The sequence below is a fragment of the Amycolatopsis acididurans genome (assembly GCF_012328925.1).
In the GTDB taxonomy this organism is placed as follows: domain Bacteria; phylum Actinomycetota; class Actinomycetes; order Mycobacteriales; family Pseudonocardiaceae; genus Amycolatopsis_E; species Amycolatopsis_E acididurans.
Genome location: NZ_JAAXLS010000005.1, coordinates 25,985 through 42,466, shown reverse-complemented (window position 1 = coordinate 42,466; position 16,482 = coordinate 25,985). Strand labels below are relative to the sequence as shown.

The following is a 16,482-nucleotide window of genomic DNA, read 5'->3' as shown; positions in this document are numbered from 1 at the left end:
GCCCGTCAAACCTTACCCACGACGCGCTCCAGGGCGCCTTCGGTGATGTGGTGACAGATCGACTTCGGCAGGACGTAGCTCACCGCGCCGCCCGGCAACCCCGCCCACGGCACCGTGATCCCGACGATCGCCCACAGGGGCCGGCACAGCCGATAGCGGGCCTCGTCGCGTTCGCGTTCGATCGGCAGTGACGTGGTGGGGAACCGGGCTTCGTCGTGGTGGACGAGGTTTCCGGCGTCGCCACCGAAGCGCAGCACGACGGTGCCCGCGGCGAGCCGGACCATCCGCTTGTTCCGCAGCAGCGTCAGCGGTGGCTCGCCCTCACACGGCTGGATCGGCCAGTCCCCCAGTTCGGCGGAGGTTTCCAGCGGGGTCCGCTGCCCCGCGGTCATCCGTGCCGGGTGCAGCATCAGTGCGCCGAGCAGGAACTGGGCGGCCTCGGCGACGTGCTCGAAGAAGTGGGGATCGACGGCGGCGCCGTGTTCGTGCCAGGCGACCTCCCAGCCCTTGTCGGTCGCGTTGAGGCACCACGCATCGTCCGCGCGGGCCGCGATGCGGTAGGCCTCCGGCCAGACGCCGTGCTCGCCGAGACGCTGGGCGAGCACCACGAGCACGGCGGCGTCCTCGAGTGTCGGGGCTGTCCGGGTTTCCAGTGCCGCCGCGATGTCACCGCTGGTCGGGTCCACGTCACGGTGGTCGGCCTTCGGACGCGGCCTGCCGAGCAGGTCGGCGGCCGCGGTGCGGCGCAGCAACTTGTCGGCATACGGCGGCTGGAACTCGCGTTCCCGGATGTGCGCCACGAAATCGGGTTCCGGTGGCGTGCCGTGTTTGCGCAGGTAGTGGGCCACCGCGGCATGCCAGATCCAGGTGCCGTCGGTGTGGTAGCTCTCCGGGACGTCGGACTCGCCGGTGAACACGTCCGGGCCGAGCCCGCTGCCGACGAGTACCGCGGGTTGTCGCTCCAGATACCGCAGGACGAGCGGGATCTCGTCCTCGGGCAGCGGCGGCCGGTCCACGACCGGACTGCTCCCCGGCTCGTGGGAGTCGACCACCCGCGCAAGCTGGAAAGTCACGGAGAGTGGTTGGCCCGCGGTTCTGTCCACCGCGACACTTTATTCGAGAAGTGGTTCTCAGACCCGGGAATCGCGGCGAATCGCGAGCAGATAGCCCGCCCCGCCGAGCAGGTACACGGCGGTCGCGACGATGAGCAGCAACGGAGAGCGACCGTTGAGCGGGGTGAAGGCTGCCGCGATCGCGACGGCGGCCACCTGCGTGATGTTGAACAGCGTGTCGTAGAGCGCGAAGACCCGGCCGCGGGCTTCGTCCGGGACGTCGGACTGGATCGCCGAGTCGACGCACAACTTGAGCACCTGCCCGGCACCGGTGATCACGAACGAGGCGCCGAGGATGGTCGCCAGCTCCATCGGCAGTCCGAGCCCGATTTGCGCGATCGCCGCGAGCCCCAGCGCGCCGAGCACGACGCGGTGTCTGCCGAACTTCCGCACCAGCCGCGGCGTGGAGATGCCGGCGAGCAGGATGCCGAGACCGGCCAGCAGCGCCATCTGCCCGAGCCCGGGCAGTCCGGACTTCAGCGGCCCGGCGTCCCGGAGCGCGAACCGCATCAGCAGCACGGTCAGCAGCAGCGAGATGCCGTAGGACGCGCGATGTGCGAACAGGGCGACGAATCCCGCGGTGACGGTGGGCGCCGCGAGCGCGGCCTTCCCGCCGTCGGCGAGCCCGTGCGCGACCGCGAGGACGGGATCGGCCGGTTCGTCGACGGAATCGGGGCCGAGGCTGCCGCGGGCGAACCGGGCCGCGATCGCCGCCGCGACCACCGAGCCGAGCACCGCGATCGACGTCGTCCATGCGGAACCGGTGTTCCCCTCGCCGAGCACCGCGCGCAACCCGATGGCACAGGCGCCCCCGAGCACCGCGACCCCGGCGCCGAGCGTGGCCGCGACGGCGTTGGCCGTGACGAGCGTGTCTTTCGGCACCACGTGCGGGAGCGAGGCCGACATACCGGAGCCGGAGAACCGGGAGATGCCCTCGACCAGCAACGCGAGGACGAACAGCTCGGTGCCCGCGACGCCGAACCCGACCGCGAGCGCGGCGGCGATGACGGCGAGCCCGCGCAGCAGGTTGGCCAGCACGAGCACGCGTTTGCGGTCCCACCGGTCGAGCAGCGCCCCGGCGAACGGCCCGATCAGCGAGTACGGCAGCAGCAGGACGGCGAAACCACCGGCGATCGTGAGCGGATCGGCGCCACGTTCGGGGTTGAACAGGACGGCGCCCGCCAGGCCCGCGCGGAACACCCCGTCGGACCACTGCGCGGCGAAGCGGGAGAACAGCAGCCTCCGAAAGCCCGGCATGGCGAAGAAGGCACGCGGACCGAGCTGTTTGGTAGGGGTTTCCGCGCCAGCCGTCACAACTCAAAAGCATACGGCGCGCGAAGGTGGAGCAAAGGCTGGTCAAAGCGAACCGCCCCAGCTCGCCAGGGGCGAGGAGCTCACACCGTGGGGGCGTGGGGACTCGGCCCCCACAACGAACAAGGACACTGGAAAGGTGACCCCGTTCGCCGAACAAGAAGAGGCATGGCCGGCGCACTTGGTCGCCTCTCGGCGGCGTGGCGCAGTGTGGCTCCAGCCGAACGGTATTCCACAAAGGCTCTTCTCAAGTGGGCCCGGGGGACACGGAGTGCGCCGGCCACTGACTCCAACGGTACATGGTGGGCGCTTGTTCCCGCGCCCCGCGAATCTTCTGGGCGGCAGGTGGGATCATGGCTCACGTGCCAGCGGACGCCGAGGTTGAGCCGGGTTCACTCCTGGTCGCCGCCCCCACGATGTTCGATCCCAACTTCCGCCGGACGGTCGTGTTCATCATCGACCACCGGGACGAGGGCACCCTCGGTGTGGTGCTCAACCGCCCGAGCGAGGTGCCGGTCGACGACGTGCTGCCCAGCTGGGGCAGGCACGTCGTGGAGCCGCAGTCGGTGTTCGTCGGCGGTCCGGTCGAGAAGAAGACCGCGTTGTGCCTTGCCGCGCTGCGGACCGGCGAGGTCGCCGCGGCCGTGCCGGGACTGATCGGGGTGCGCGGTCCGGTCGCGCTGGTCGATCTGGACACCGATCCGGACCTGCTGGTGCCGAAGGTGCGTGGGCTACGTGTGTTCGCCGGCTACGCGGGCTGGGACTCCGGGCAGCTGGCTGGTGAGATCGACCGCGGTGACTGGCTGATCGTGCCCGCGCTGCCGAGCGACGTGCTGGCCACGCCGGACCGGGACCTGTGGGGCCAGGTGCTGCGCCGCCAGGGCATGCCGACCGCGCTGCTGGCCACGCATCCCGGCGACCTGCAGCGGAACTAGCTACGCCTGCTGCAGCGCGGAGCAGCCGCCGCAGGCGCAGCCCGAGCAGCCGGCGGGCACCGGCGCGGGCGCGGGGACGGCGAGCGCGGCGCGGTGCCCGAGCAGACCGCCCGCGAGCACGAGCGCGATGATCCCGGCGAGTCCGACGACGGTGGCGATGACGACCCCGGCGGTGCCCGGCATCACGAGCCCGGCGACACCGGCGACGACGCCGACCGCACCGGCGGTGATGGTGGGCAGCCCGGCGACCTTGTTCGCGATCCGGAAGGCCTCGTCGGAGCGCAGCGTGGCGGGCGTGCGCACGCCGGCGCCGCGGTCCCTCGGCAGTTTCTCGCGCCAGCCGAGCAGGCCTCCCCAGCCGACGACGACACCGAGCACGATCGGAAGCAGCGCGAGGACGAACACCAGACAAGACTAAGCGACGGCGTTCGCGGTCCGGTAAAAAGGGTTCGGAGCGGGCGCCTACCATAAGCATGTGAGTGAGGCACCCGAGGAGACGCCAGGCCACCGCTACAACGCGCAGGTGGCGGGCCGGATCGAGCTGCGCTGGCAGAACTACTGGGCCGACCACGGCACCTATCACGCGCCGAATCCGACCGGGCCGCTCTCCGCGGAGCACATTCCCTCGGACAAGCTGTTCGTCCAGGACATGTTCCCCTACCCCTCGGGCGCCGGCCTGCATGTCGGGCACCCGCTGGGCTTCATCGGCACCGACGTCTACGCGCGCTATCACCGGATGATCGGGCGCAACGTCCTGCACACGATGGGCTTCGACGCGTTCGGACTGCCCGCCGAGCAGTACGCGGTGCAGACGGGTCAGCACCCGCGCAAGACCACCGAGGAGAACATCGAGACCTACCTGCGCCAGATCCGCAGGCTGGGCCTCGGCCACGACGAGCGGCGTCGCATCTCCACGATCGACCCCGGCTACTACAAGTGGACACAGTGGATCTTCCTCAAGATCTACAACTCCTTCTACGACGAGAAGCAGGGCAAGGCCCGCCCGATCGTCGAGCTGGAGACCGAGTACGCGCAGGACAAGCGCCGCACGCCGGACGGCCGCGGCTGGTGTGAGCTGACCCGCGAGGAGCAGCTGGCGATCCTGGACCAGCACCGGCTGGCCTACATCTCCGAGGCGCCGGTGAACTGGTGCCCCGGCCTTGGCACGGTGCTGTCCAATGAGGAAGTCACTCCCGACGGCCGCAGTGAGCGCGGGAACTTCCCGGTGTTCCGCCGCAACCTGCGCCAGTGGATGATGCGCATCACCGCCTACGCCGACCGGCTGGTGGACGACCTGGACCGGCTGGACTGGCCGGAAAAGGTCAAGTCCATGCAGCGCAACTGGATCGGCCGCTCGCACGGTGCGCGCGTGAAGTTCACGGCGGCCGCGGAGACGATCGAGGTCTTCACCACCCGTCCGGACACCCTGTTCGGCGCCACCTACATGGTGCTGGCGCCCGAGCATCCGCTGGTGGACAAGCTGACCACGGACGGCTGGCCGTCCGATGTGGACGACCGGTGGACCGGTGGCGCGGCCACCCCGGCCGAGGCGATCAACGCCTACCGGCTGGCGGCCTCCCGCAAGTCCGAACTGGACCGTCAGGAGCAGAAGGAGAAGACGGGCGTCTTCACCGGCTCGTACGCGGTGAACCCGGTCAACGGCAAGGAGATCCCGGTCTTCATCGCCGACTACGTGCTGATGGGCTACGGCACCGGCGCGATCATGGCGGTGCCCGGGCAGGACCAGCGTGACTGGGACTTCGCGAAGAAGTTCGGGCTGGACATCGTACGCACCGTGCAGCCGAGCGAGGGTTTCGACGGCGAGGCGTTCACCGGTGACGGTCCGGCGATCAACTCGGGTTTCCTGGACGGGATGGACGTCGCCGAGGCCAAGAAGGCGATCATCGAGTGGTTGGCCGAGCACGGCCACGGCGAGGGCACCGTGCAGTACAAGCTGCGCGACTGGCTGTTCTCGCGCCAGCGGTACTGGGGCGAGCCGTTCCCCATCGTCTACGACGAAGACGGTGTGGCGCACGCCATCCCGGAGAGCATGCTGCCGGTCGAACTGCCCGAAGTGGACGACTACTCGCCGAGGACGTTCGAGCCGGACGCCGCCGACACCGAGCCGTCGCCGCCGTTGTCGCGTGCGACCGACTGGGTCGAGGTGACGCTGGACCTGGGTGACGGCCCGAAGACCTACCGTCGTGACACCAACACGATGCCGAACTGGGCAGGCTCCTGCTGGTACCAGCTGCGGTACGTGGACCCGGACAACGACGAGCGGTTCGTCGACCCGGAGAACGAGCGCTACTGGCTGGGCCCGCGCCCGGCGGAGCACGGCGCGAACGACCCCGGCGGCGTCGATCTGTACGTCGGCGGTGTCGAGCACGCGGTGCTGCACCTGTTGTACTCGCGGTTCTGGCAGAAGGTGCTGTTCGACCTGGGCTACCTGTCGGCCGACGAGCCGTACCGGCGCCTGTTCAACCAGGGCTACATCCAGGCCTACGCCTACACCGACTCCCGTGGTTTCTACGTTCCTGCCGAAGAGGTGGAGGAAAAGGACGGCAAGTTCTTCCACAATGGCCAAGAGGTCAAGCAGGAATACGGAAAGATGGGCAAGAGCCTGAAGAACGTGGTCACGCCCGACCAGATGTCGGCGGACTACGGTGCCGACACGTTCCGGTTCTACGAGATGGCGATGGGCCCGCTGGCCGACTCCCGGCCGTGGGCGACCAAGGACGTCGTCGGTGCGCACCGGTTCCTGCAGCGCCTGTGGCGGCTGGTGGTGGACGAGACCACCGGCGAGTTGCGGGTGTCCGATGTGGACGCGACGACCGAGGACCGCAAGCAGCTGCACAAGACGATCGCCGGGGTCCGCGAGGACTATGCGGAGATGCGGTTCAACACCGCGGGTGCGAAGCTGATCGAGCTGAACAACCACGCCACGAAGGTGTACGGCTCGACGGCGGCGACGCCGCGTGAGCTGGTCGAGCCGATGGTGCTGATGCTGGCCCCGCTGTGCCCGCACATCGCCGAAGAGCTGTGGCACCGGCTCGGCCACCCGGACACCCTGGTGCACGGCCCGTTCCCCGCCGCGGACGAGAGGTACCTGGTCGAGGATTCGGTCGAGTACCCGATCCAGGTCAACGGCAAGGTGCGTTCCCGGGTCACGGTTCCCGCCGACGCCGGCAAGGACGCGGTGCAGGCGGCGGCGCTGGCCGACGAGAAGATCCAGGCGATGCTGGGCGGCGGCGAGCCGCGCAAGGTGATCGTGGTGCCCGGCCGCCTGGTGAACGTGGTGCTCTAGGTGCTTTCGATGCCGATCTGGTTCGCCAGATCGGCCAGCAGCGCGTCGAACACCGCGTCCGGTTTGGACATCGGGATCGGATAGTTGCCGAACACCTCGAGCGTGATGTGCCCGTAGAGGCGTGCCCAGAACTGGATCATCACGTAGGTGGTGCCGAGGTCGAGCTTCTCGGGTGGGAAATCGACGCCCGATCCGCCGAGCACCGACAGCAGCTCGTCCTGGAACGAGGTGAGGTCCTCGCGTATCTCGACGGGCACGGCTTCGGCCGGTGGCACGGTGAGCTGGTGTTTGACGAGGATGTGCCCCGCGGCCATGAGGAAGACCCGGCCGAAGGGTTCGCTGGCCCGGTTGAGGGTGGCGACGCTGCCCGCGGCGGAGCCGACCTCGCCGGTCGGCGAGGCGAACACCAGGGTGAACTCCTTGGTGTGTGTGAGCGCCCAGCGGCGGAATCCCCGGCAGATGGCGAACAGCTGAGCCGGCCCGTCGGCGGTGAGTTCGGTGACCTCCTCGGCGAGTTGCGCGGCGAGGTCGTTCACGACGTCGACGCGCAGGTGTTGAACGAGGTCGTCCCGGGAGCCGTAGTACCGGTAGAGAGCAGGGGCGGTGATGCCGAGCTCGCGGGCGATGGCTCGCAGCGTCACGGCTTCCGGTCCGCGCTCGACGAGCAGTGCACGCGCGGTCCGCCGGATGTCCTGGTCCGTCGCCACACGCACGCGGCCCCGGCGCGTTGGCTTGTCCATTCGAGCATTCTAGGAGGACCGCACATAGCGGACGCGAAGAAGGAGCGATCTGCGTCGGAGAACCGACCCGCGCGGGACGTCGAGTCGGGCGCCACCGGTGCCGATCGCTCGGGGGGCTACGCGATCGGCACCGGCGACCCGATGCCCTTCCCTCGGTGGGACCGGGGTCGGACAGCTCAGGAGAGTCCACTCGCCCCTCGGCGGGACGCGCGACTCCAGCAATTACCCCATTTGGGTGAACACTGCGTGATGCTTACCTCTAGTGTCGCACTCCTCGGCCCAGAAGTTACAAAGATCTTCACATTCGCCAACAGGGCAAATCGCCGTCCACGACGCGGGCCGCCCCGCGTCGCTAGGTTGGTCTGGTGGCACACGACGTAGTGGTGGTCGGCTCGGCGAACGCCGACCTCGTGGTCAAGGCGGAACGGCGTCCCGGCGCCGGTGAGACGGTGCTCGGCGAGGACACCGTGATCATGCCCGGCGGCAAGGGCGCCAACACGGCCGTCGCGGCCGCGCGGCTGGGCGCCGACGTGGCATTGTTCGGCGCGATCGGCGACGACCACCACGGCACGATCCTGCTCGACTCGCTTCGCGACGCGGGAGTGCACACTGAGCTGGTCGAAACCACCGCGAGGCCGACCGGAATCGCCTACATCACGGTGACACCCGACGGTGAGAACTCGATCCTCGTCTCCCCCGGTGCGAACCACGCGCTCGAACCCGAGCGGGTCGAGAAAGCGCTTTCCGGCGCGAAGGTCATGGTGGTGTCCCTGGAGATTCCGCTGCGCACGGTCGAGCGGGCGATCGAGACCGGGGCGCGGGCCGGGGTGCGCACGCTGCTCAACCTCTCGCCCGCCGCCGCGCTCAGCGAGCGGACCCTGGCCGCGCTCGATGTGCTGCTGGTCAACGAGCACGAGGCGGCCTGGCTGCTCGGCTCCGCCGACGATCCGGCCAAGCTGCTCGACCTCGGCCCGCGCGCCGCGGTGGTGACCCTCGGCGCGCGGGGCGCGCTGGTGCTGACTCCCGGCTCCGCGGCCGAGATCGCCGCACCCCAGGTCGACGCCGTCGACACCACGGGTGCGGGAGACGGGTTCACCGGTGCGCTCGCCGCCGCACTCGCCGGTGGGGCCGACCTCGAATCCGCCGTCCGCAAGGCGGTCCAGGTCGCCGCGATCTCGGTGACCAGGCCCGGCGCGCAACCGTCGTATCCGACCGCGGCGGAATTGCCCGGTGGGTGAGGTGTGTCGGAGCCGCCTGCTCGCCCGAGACGTGCGGGTTGCCCGTTGTGGCATCACCATGAATGACTGTGCGCCGCCGTCCCGGAAAGGTATGGTCTAGACCATGTCCGATACCGCGCTGACCGGGGTACCCGTGAGCCCCGGCCGTGCCAGTGGCCCCGTCGTGCGCGTCGCCGAGCCGCTCGGCGAACCGCCCAGCTCGCCGAAGCCGGAGGATCCGCAGGCCGAGGCCGCTCGGATCGCCCCGGCGACGCAGGCGGTGGCGAGCAGGCTGGAGGCCCTCGCCGCGACCGCGACCGGCGACGCGGCGACGATCCTCATCACCACGGCCGCGATGGCGGGTGACCCGGCGTTGATCAGCGAGGCCGAACGGCTCGTCGTCGCCGAGGGACTGCCCGCGCCGCGTGCGCTGTACGAATCCGCCAACGGGTTCGCCAAGACGCTCGCCGCGGCGGGCGGATACCTGGCCGAGCGTGTCCGCGACATCGAGGACGTCCGGGACCGGGTGGTCGCCGAACTGCTCGGCGTCGAACCGCCCGGCGTTCCCGAACTGTCCACGCCGAGCGTGCTCGCCGCCAGGGACCTCGCTCCCGCCGACACCGCCGGGCTCGATCCGGGCCGCGTGCTCGCGCTGGTCACCGAGGAGGGCGGGCCGACCAGCCACACCGCGATTCTCGCGCGCTCCCTGGGTATCCCGGCTGTCGTCGCGGTGCGCGGCCTGCTCGCCTCGGACGCGAAGGCGCTGCTCGTGGACGGCGACACGGGCGAGGTCGAGGCGGTGGACCCGGCCGCGCCGGTGCTGACCGCGGTGGCGAGCGGACCGGCGGACTGGGACGGCGCAGGCACCACCTCCGACGGGCATCGCGTCAAGGTGCTCGGAAACGTCGGCTCGCCCGCCGACGCGCAGGCCGCGGCGGACGCCGGCGCCGAGGGTGTGGGCCTGTTCCGCACCGAGTTCTGTTACCTCGACGCGCCCGCGGAGCCGAGCGCTGCCGAGCAGCGCGAGGCTTACGCGGCGGTGCTGGCGCCGTTCGCAGGCAAGCCGGTGATCGTGCGGACCCTCGACGCCGGCGCCGACAAACCGCTCGCGTTCCTGTCTTTCGAGGCCGAGCCCAACCCCGCGCTCGGCGTGCGCGGCGTGCGGGTGGCGTTCGACCGGCCCGGCGTGCTGGACCGCCAGTTGGAGGCGATCGCGGGTGCGGCGGCCGACTCCGGTGCCGACGTGTCGGTGATGGCGCCGATGGTCGCGACCGCGGCGGAGGCGGCGTGGTGCGCCGAACGGGTCCGCGCGGCGGGGATCGCGCGCGCCGGGGTGATGATCGAGATCCCGGCGGCGGCGTTGTGCGCCAAGGAAATCCTGGACGCGGTCGATTTCGTCTCGGTCGGCACCAACGATCTCGCGCAGTACACGTTCGCCGCCGACCGGCAGCTCGGCGCGGTGGCCGCTTTGAACGATCCGTGGCAGCCCGGCCTGCTGCGGTTGCTGGAGCTCGTCGGCAGCGCGGCCAAGGCCACCGGCAAACCGGCCGGCGTCTGCGGCGAGGCAGCGGCGGATCCGTTGCTGGCCAGGGTGCTCACCGGGCTTGGCATGACGAGCCTGTCGATGAACGCGGCCGCGGTGCGGGCGGTCGGTGCGAGCCTGGCGTCCGTGACCTTCGCGCAGTGCGAAGCCGCGGCGCGGGCCGCGGTCGCGGCGGCCGATTCCACCGCCGCGAGGTCGGCCGCCCGCGGCTAACCGAACAGACCCCGGCGGGGATGCCGGATGACGAGCGAACCGCCGTGCACCCGGCCGGAGAACACCAGGTGCGGTGTGCCGTTGCGGCCCTCGGACCTGCTCTTGTCCTGCAGCGAGCCGTACTTCAGTTCGGTGATCGCGTTGAGGTCCACCGACGCCTGCTCCGGGATGACGACCTCGACCGAACCCCATTTGCAGTCCAGCTCGACCTGAACCACCCGCGAGGCCACCTGTGCGTCGCTGAAGTCGAGCTTGGTGGACCCGTACTTGTTGCGCACGACGAGTTCGGGCGGCACGATCCACCGGCCGTTGCGCACCAGTGTCGAGTACTTCGCGGACAGCTCCAGCCGCTGATCCGACGGAACGTAGGCCGGCACCGAGTGGACCTCGCGGTTGATCAGGCCGGGAATGTCGACCAGCACGGCGTTCAGCTCACCCCGGGTACGCGCGGCGAGCGCTATGTCGGTGCGCTGGGTGAACTCGTCGAGATCGAGCATGCCGTGGCCGATGGCCTTCTGCAGGACGCCGACGACGTGCTCGCGCTCCTCGTCGGAAACCCGGTAGTCGCGCGGCGACAGCGGCTTCGTCTCGGTCTCTTCGCCCATGCGAACCAAGGTAGAACCGGCGGGCGCGGGGCGGATCAGGGAAAAACCCCTATTCGGCGTCCAGCCCGTGCTCGATCGCGTACCTGGCCAGCTCGACCCGGTTGTGCAGCTGGAGTTTCCGCAAGGTCGACTGCACGTGGTTCTCCACCGTGCGGTGCGAGAGCACGAGCCGTTCCGCGATCTGCCGCGACGTCAGGCCCTTCGCGACCAACCGCAGCACGTCGGTCTCGCGCTCGGTCAGCTTCGGCGGCGGGGGTCCCCCGTCGGGTGCGTCGGCCATCCGCCGGTACTCGCCCAGCACCAGCCCGGCCAGTCCGGCCGTGAACACCGGATCGCCCTGTGCCGTCCGGTGTACGGCGTCGACCAGCTCCCGCGCGGACGCCGATTTCATCAGGTAGCCCGAAGCTCCGGCTTTCACCGCTTCCAGCACGTCGTCGTGCTCACCGCTCGCCGACAGCACGAGCACCCGGGTGTCCGGCAACGACGCGGTGATCTCCCTGGTCGCGTCGACGCCCGAGGAGTCGCCGAGGTTGAGGTCCATCAGGACGACGTCGGGCCGCACCGTGTTCGCGATCCGTACCGCCGCGCTCGCGTCCGGCGCGGTGGCCTTGACGTCGAACCCGTTCTCCGTGAGGTCCCTGGCCACCCCGTCACGCCAGATCGGGTGATCGTCGACGACCATCACCGAGATCATCGGCGCCTCCTGCTGCGTGTCTTCGGTACCCGGATCTCCCACTCGGTGCCGCGGTGCGGACCGGTGTCCAGTGAGATGGTGCCACCAAGGTCGGCGACCCGGCCCCGCATCGACCGTGCGACCCCCAGATGGCCCTGTGCCGCCGCGGCCTCCAGCCTGCCCTCGGGGATCCCGGGCCCGTCGTCGCGAACGGTGATCACGACGTCCGTGCCGAGGTCTTCCAGCAGCACCCAGGCCTGGGCCGTGCGTCCGGCGTGCTCGTCCACGTTGGACAGCGCCTCGCGCACCACGGCGGTCAGCTCTTCGGTGACCTTCGCGTCCAGCGGCACGTCCCCGGCGGGCGCGGCGACCTGCACCCTGGAGGAGGCCAGCAACTGCAGCGCGGCCCGCAGATCGCGGTCGCCGCCGCTGGTTCCGGTGGGCTCGGTGGTGACCAGCGCGCGCAACGCGATCTCCTGCTCACCGGCCAGTTCCGCCAGTTCGGCCGCCTCACCGCCCAGTTCCGCGCCGCGGCGGCGGACCCTGGCCAGCACCTGGAGCACGCTGTCGTGGATCGACCTGGCGAGCCGTTCGCGTTCGGCGTTGGCCGATTCGGTGCGCCACGCCTGCGCCAGCGCCGCGGCCGACTTGCGGGCGGTGGACGCGCTCATCCCGATCAGCAGGCCGGTCGCGATCAGCAGCACGCCGTCGCGGGCCACGTCGAGGGTGAAGGCCTGCCGTGCCACCGCTGTCGCGGCACCGACCACCGCTCCGGCGGCCACCCCGCCGACGCCGCCGAACCGGGTGCCGACCGCGACCGGCACCCCGGCCACCCACACCGTGGTGATCAGCGGATCGAGGGTCGCCAGCCGCGCCGGGTCGAGGATCCATGGCGAGGTGAGCATCAGCCCGCAGGTGACCACCAGATCCAGCACCACGAACCAGCTCCACCGCCAGCGCAGTGCCTCCCGCGAGTAGACGAGGCTGGTCAGCACCGTCCATACCGCCATCGCGCCGAGCACGATCCAGGCCAGGTCCGGGCGCCGGTAGTCGTGCTGGTGCACGATCACCGCGCCGAGCGCGAACAGCCACGTCAGGATCCGCAGCCCGATACCGCCCCACCACAGCGGGGTGGCCGGTTCGACGGCGGTCGGCCCGAAACGGCGGGTCATCGCTTCCCGGGTTCGTCCTCGGTGTCCGCGGGTTCCTCGTTCGGTGCCGGCGCCTGCTGGTCGTGCAGCACGTCGACGTCGGCCGGATGTGGATCCTTCTCGTGGATCAGCGAGCGGATACCGGCGTTGAGCACGGCCAGCAGCGGTACGGCCAGCAGCGCACCCGCGATCCCGGCCACGACGAGACCGGCGGCGATGGCCAGCACGACGGCCAGCGGGTGCAGCTTCACGGCGCGGCCGAGCAGCAGCGGCTGCAGGATGTGGCTTTCCAGCTGCATGACCAGGACCACGATGCCGAGCACGATCAGCGCGGTGATGAACCCGTTGGTCACGAGCGCGACGAGCACCGCGACCGCACCCGCCACGAACGCACCGAGGATCGGCACGAACGCGCCGAGGAAGACCAGCGTCGCCAGCGGAATCACCAGCGGCACCTGCACGATCCACAGCCCGACGCCGATGCCGACCGCGTCGACCACGGCCACCGCGGCGGTCGCGCGCACGTAGCTGACCAGCGAAGCGAACCCGCGCCGCCCGGCGACGTCGACCCGGTCGCGCACGTAACCGGGGACCGCCAGCATCACGAACGACCAGATCTTCTCGCCACCGGCGAGGAAGAAGATCGTGACGAACAGCGTGAGCAGCAGTCCGGTGAGGATTTCGCCGACGGTGCTCGCCGTGGTCAGCGCGTTCGTGGTGATCGCGGCCTGGTTGTTCTGCAGGAAGCCGATCGCGTTGTCGATGAACTGCTGGATCTGTTCCTGTCGCAGGTGCAGGTCGTTGATCAGGAAGTCGCGGACCTGCGAAAGGCTGTTGTTGAGCTGTTTCTGAAGCTGGGGAAGGCCGTCGGTGAACTGGATGATCACGAACGCGAGCAGCCCGCCGAGCACCGCGAGCCCGCAGATCAGCACGATGGCGGTGGCGAGTCCCCGTGGCACCTTGACGTTGACCAGATGCCCCACGAGCGGGGCGCCGAGCGCGGCGAGCAGCAGCGCGATCGACACCGGGATCACGACGACCGAGAGCCTGCCGATCAACCAGAGGATCACGTAGAGGGCCGCGATGACCACGAGAAAGCGCCAGGCGAATGCGGCGCTTATCCGCAGCCCACGCGGTACCAGGTCCTCCGTCGCCGGGTCTTCGGCGAGGAACCGGGGCTTCTGACGGTCACTCACGTGCCCACCCTAGCGAGTGGGGCGAAACGGGCGCCGACCTCTGGCTTGGACAAATAGGTGTCACACGATCAGGCGCTCTGGCTGTGTCCATCCTGCACACAAGCGAAGCAGTCTGGGAATCTTCAACCGACCGGAAAGTTCGTGACCCAGAAGGGAATTGGACCTCGGGGTGAGTCGGAAGGCGTTGTGCCAGGTGGTACGCGGCGTGGCGGGGCGGATCGGCCTCGGCGTGCTGCTCGGTATCGCCGGTGCCTTCGTCGTCACCGCGCTGTCCTGGCTGGCGTCCTCCACCGCGGCCTCGGCCGAGGAGGATCCCGCCCCGCCACTGGTCAATCTCTCCGGCACGGGTGAAACACTCGATCTCGTGCACGACACCGTGCGGGGCACCGTCGATACGGTGACCGCCAAGGTGTTGCCGCCGCCGGTTCAGCCCAAGGAGGCCGGGCCCGCCGTCGACAAGGTCGTCGACGAGACGCTCGGCCAGGTCGACAGGACCGTCAGCGCGCTGAGCACGAAACCGGCCAAGCACCGGTCCGCACCGGCAACGGCCGAACGGACCGTCGTACCGGCCGGGGTTCCCGCGCCGCCGCCGGACCGGCACGTGATCCAGCCACCCGTGAAGCGGCCACCGGTGCCGATCCACGTCGCCGCCGCGCCGGCGCCCAGCGCGCCGCCCGCGGCGGAACACCACGCGCCGGCGCCCGGATCCGGCGTGCCGCACGGTCCGGTCGTCCCGGGCCCTGGTCCGGGCCTTCCGGCCGCGCCCGCGCCCAGCGGTGGTGCGGGCAGCACTTTCCACGCCCCCGACACGCCTGTCTTCGACAGCGGCGTGTCGCGCTTCTGGGCCGGACAGCCCACGTACCGCATGCCGCGTCGCGCGGTGCCGGTCGTGTTCAGGACTGTCAACGCCCAGCCCGGCGTCACGCCTGACTGAGTAACCACGCGGCGAGCCGAAGTTCGCCTCGTGGTCATTTTGCTGCCCCTTTTCGCCGTCGAGGAGTACCCCCGTGAATGGTTGTCCGCATGGGTGAGTAGCCCATTTCCAATTCCTTGCCGACACGCGTGACGAACAGGTGACGCGTGCAATTCCCTATTGCCTGGAAAAGGTGTTGTCAATGGGCGTTTTTTACGCTTGGTGCAGGTACGCCGATCAGGTGCCACTCGATGGGGTAAAGCGACTGGAAAATATTTCAGGCCGGTGTTTAGTTGGTTGTGCGGGAAGCCGAATAAGTTCCCGGAACCGCTTGGTGACAGTTTCGACTGAATAATCGAAGATTCCAGGGAGAACAGTCGTAATGATGAGTAAGGCCAAAAAGTTCGCGGCCGCTTCGGTGGCCGCCGCGGCTGGTGTCCTCGCGCTCGGGGCGTTCGGATCCCCGGCGATGGCCGCCGAAAGCACCCATGTGTCGCCGCGTACGGCCGACGCCAGTTGCCCGGCGGCCGTGCCGTCGCTCCCGACCGGTGCGGACTACGTGAACGCGTGGAACCAGTCCGGGATGTGCTTCGGTGCCGGTGCGGCCGGCCTGGCGAGCTCGGCGTGGGCCGGTGCGATCCCGTCGATCGTGCAGGGCGCGATGGGTTCGCCTGCCTCGGCCACGATGCCGGCGCAGCAGGCCGGCAGCCTGACCGCTCCGGTGGTCGTGCCGTCGAACCCGACGGGCGCGGACTACGTCAACGCCTGGAACCAGGCCGGTGCGCTGGCGGGTGCCGGTGCGGCGGGCTTGGCGAGCTCGGCGTGGGCCGGTGCGATCCCGTCGATCGTGCAGGGCGCGGAGGGCACGCTCTCGACGCCTGCCAAGGCCGACGTTCGTCCGGCACACAAGACGGTGTCCAAGTCGCACAAGGACACCGCGACCTCCGTGGCCAAGAAGGCCGCGGAGCCGGCGAAGGCCACCACGACCAAGAAGTCCACAAAGGACGTCAAGGTCGCCAAGTCGAGCGCTCGTGACGTCGGCAGCCTGACCGCTCCGGTCGTCGTGCCGTCGAACCCCACGGGCGCGGACTACGTCAACGCGTGGAACCAGTCCGGTGCGCTGGCCGGCGCGGGCCTTGCCGGCCTTGCCAGCTCCGCGTGGGCCGGTGCGATCCCGTCGATCATCCAGGGCGCGCTCGGCTGACCCGCAACCCCAAGAAAAGTAATCACCACAAGAAGGAGATGAAGTTCGCATGCGCAAGACCCTGACCCGTGCTCTGGCCGTGGCCGCCCTTTCGGCTGGTGTGCTCGGCCTCGCCGGTGGTGTCGCTTCCGCCGACGAGATCTCCGCCCCGGTCGTCGTGCCGTCGAACCCGACCGGCGCGGACTACGTCAACGCCTGGAACCAGGCCGGTGCGCTCGCCGGTGCCGGCGCGGCCGGCCTCGCCAGCTCGGCCTGGGCAGGCACCATCCCGTCGATCGTGCAGGGTGCGGCCGGCACGCTCGGCTGATCTCGGCGTTTTCCCTTACCCAGCAAAGAATCCCCGAACTCGCAAGGAGTAATCA

General features: G+C 69.9%; 15 protein-coding genes. 7 read left to right on the top strand and 8 right to left on the bottom strand.

The features are described from left to right. Positions 1-5: 5 nt before the first annotated feature. Together HFP15_RS43845 and HFP15_RS10290 are read right to left on the bottom strand one after the other, a co-directional pair. Positions 6-1,073: a TNT domain-containing protein gene (locus HFP15_RS43845; protein WP_312871524.1), complete on the bottom strand. Its 1,068-nt coding sequence runs from the start codon at positions 1,071-1,073 to the stop codon at positions 6-8. Positions 1,074-1,130: 57 nt separating this feature from the next. Continuing rightward, positions 1,131-2,369, bottom strand: a complete 1,239-nt coding sequence (locus HFP15_RS10290) for an MFS transporter (protein ID WP_168514059.1) — start codon at positions 2,367-2,369, stop codon at positions 1,131-1,133. Between the two features lie 407 nt (positions 2,370-2,776). Here HFP15_RS10290 and HFP15_RS10285 point away from each other — a divergent pair, with 407 nt between their 5' ends. Then, a complete protein-coding gene (locus HFP15_RS10285) occupies positions 2,777-3,358 on the top strand; it encodes a YqgE/AlgH family protein (protein WP_168514057.1) in 582 nt (193 codons plus the stop codon). On the opposite strand, the gene HFP15_RS10280 is transcribed toward HFP15_RS10285, so the two are convergent. Continuing rightward, positions 3,359-3,763, bottom strand: coding sequence for an SdpI family protein (locus HFP15_RS10280; protein ID WP_168514055.1), 405 nt, complete (start codon positions 3,761-3,763; stop codon positions 3,359-3,361). Positions 3,764-3,833: 70 nt separating this feature from the next. Between HFP15_RS10280 and leuS the strand changes: the two genes are divergently transcribed. Continuing rightward, the gene (leuS, locus tag HFP15_RS10275; protein WP_168514053.1) at positions 3,834-6,665 is read left to right on the top strand and encodes a leucine--tRNA ligase; all 2,832 of its coding nucleotides are present in this window, start codon (positions 3,834-3,836) and stop codon (positions 6,663-6,665) included. Here leuS and HFP15_RS10270 read toward each other — a convergent pair. Next, positions 6,662-7,405 carry a TetR/AcrR family transcriptional regulator gene (locus tag HFP15_RS10270; protein WP_168514051.1) on the bottom strand — a complete coding sequence of 248 codons (744 nt, stop codon included), beginning with the start codon at positions 7,403-7,405 and terminating at the stop codon, positions 6,662-6,664. The two genes, leuS and HFP15_RS10270, sit on opposite strands and share 4 nt — an antisense overlap. Before the next feature lie 365 nt (positions 7,406-7,770). Here HFP15_RS10270 and HFP15_RS10265 point away from each other — a divergent pair, with 365 nt between their 5' ends. After that, the gene (locus HFP15_RS10265; RefSeq protein ID WP_168514049.1) at positions 7,771-8,643 is read left to right on the top strand and encodes a ribokinase; all 873 of its coding nucleotides are present in this window, start codon (positions 7,771-7,773) and stop codon (positions 8,641-8,643) included. Positions 8,644-8,746: 103 nt separating this feature from the next. Then, positions 8,747-10,378: a phosphoenolpyruvate--protein phosphotransferase gene (ptsP, locus tag HFP15_RS10260; RefSeq protein ID WP_168514047.1), complete on the top strand. Its 1,632-nt coding sequence runs from the start codon at positions 8,747-8,749 to the stop codon at positions 10,376-10,378. Here ptsP and HFP15_RS10255 read toward each other — a convergent pair. Genes HFP15_RS10255 through HFP15_RS10240 form a run of 4 tightly spaced genes read right to left on the bottom strand, consistent with a single transcriptional unit; the run spans position 10,375 to position 14,003 of the window. Beyond that, positions 10,375-10,983, bottom strand: coding sequence for a DUF1707 SHOCT-like domain-containing protein (locus tag HFP15_RS10255; protein WP_168514045.1), 609 nt, complete (start codon positions 10,981-10,983; stop codon positions 10,375-10,377). The genes ptsP and HFP15_RS10255 overlap by 4 nt on opposite strands. A gap of 49 nt (positions 10,984-11,032) precedes the next feature. Next, the gene (locus HFP15_RS10250; RefSeq protein ID WP_168514043.1) at positions 11,033-11,677 is read right to left on the bottom strand and encodes a response regulator; all 645 of its coding nucleotides are present in this window, start codon (positions 11,675-11,677) and stop codon (positions 11,033-11,035) included. After that, a complete protein-coding gene (gene macS, locus HFP15_RS10245) occupies positions 11,674-12,828 on the bottom strand; it encodes a MacS family sensor histidine kinase (protein ID WP_168514041.1) in 1,155 nt (384 codons plus the stop codon). Before macS ends, HFP15_RS10250 begins: the two co-directional genes overlap by 4 nt. Further along, a complete protein-coding gene (locus HFP15_RS10240; protein WP_168514039.1) occupies positions 12,825-14,003 on the bottom strand; it encodes an AI-2E family transporter in 1,179 nt (392 codons plus the stop codon). Before HFP15_RS10240 ends, macS begins: the two co-directional genes overlap by 4 nt. A gap of 205 nt (positions 14,004-14,208) precedes the next feature. On the opposite strand from HFP15_RS10240, the gene HFP15_RS10235 reads away from it, so the two are divergent. From HFP15_RS10235 to HFP15_RS10225, 3 genes are all read left to right on the top strand, one after another. Beyond that, entirely contained in the window at positions 14,209-14,937 is a 729-nt protein-coding gene (locus tag HFP15_RS10235; protein ID WP_168514037.1) for a hypothetical protein, read from the top strand. A gap of 364 nt (positions 14,938-15,301) precedes the next feature. Then, positions 15,302-16,120 (top strand): hypothetical protein, encoded by an 819-nt coding sequence (locus HFP15_RS42675; RefSeq protein ID WP_246271586.1) that lies wholly within the window; start codon positions 15,302-15,304, stop codon positions 16,118-16,120. A gap of 49 nt (positions 16,121-16,169) precedes the next feature. Further along, positions 16,170-16,427 carry a hypothetical protein gene (locus HFP15_RS10225; protein ID WP_168514035.1) on the top strand — a complete coding sequence of 86 codons (258 nt, stop codon included), beginning with the start codon at positions 16,170-16,172 and terminating at the stop codon, positions 16,425-16,427. Positions 16,428-16,482 lie beyond the last annotated feature (55 nt).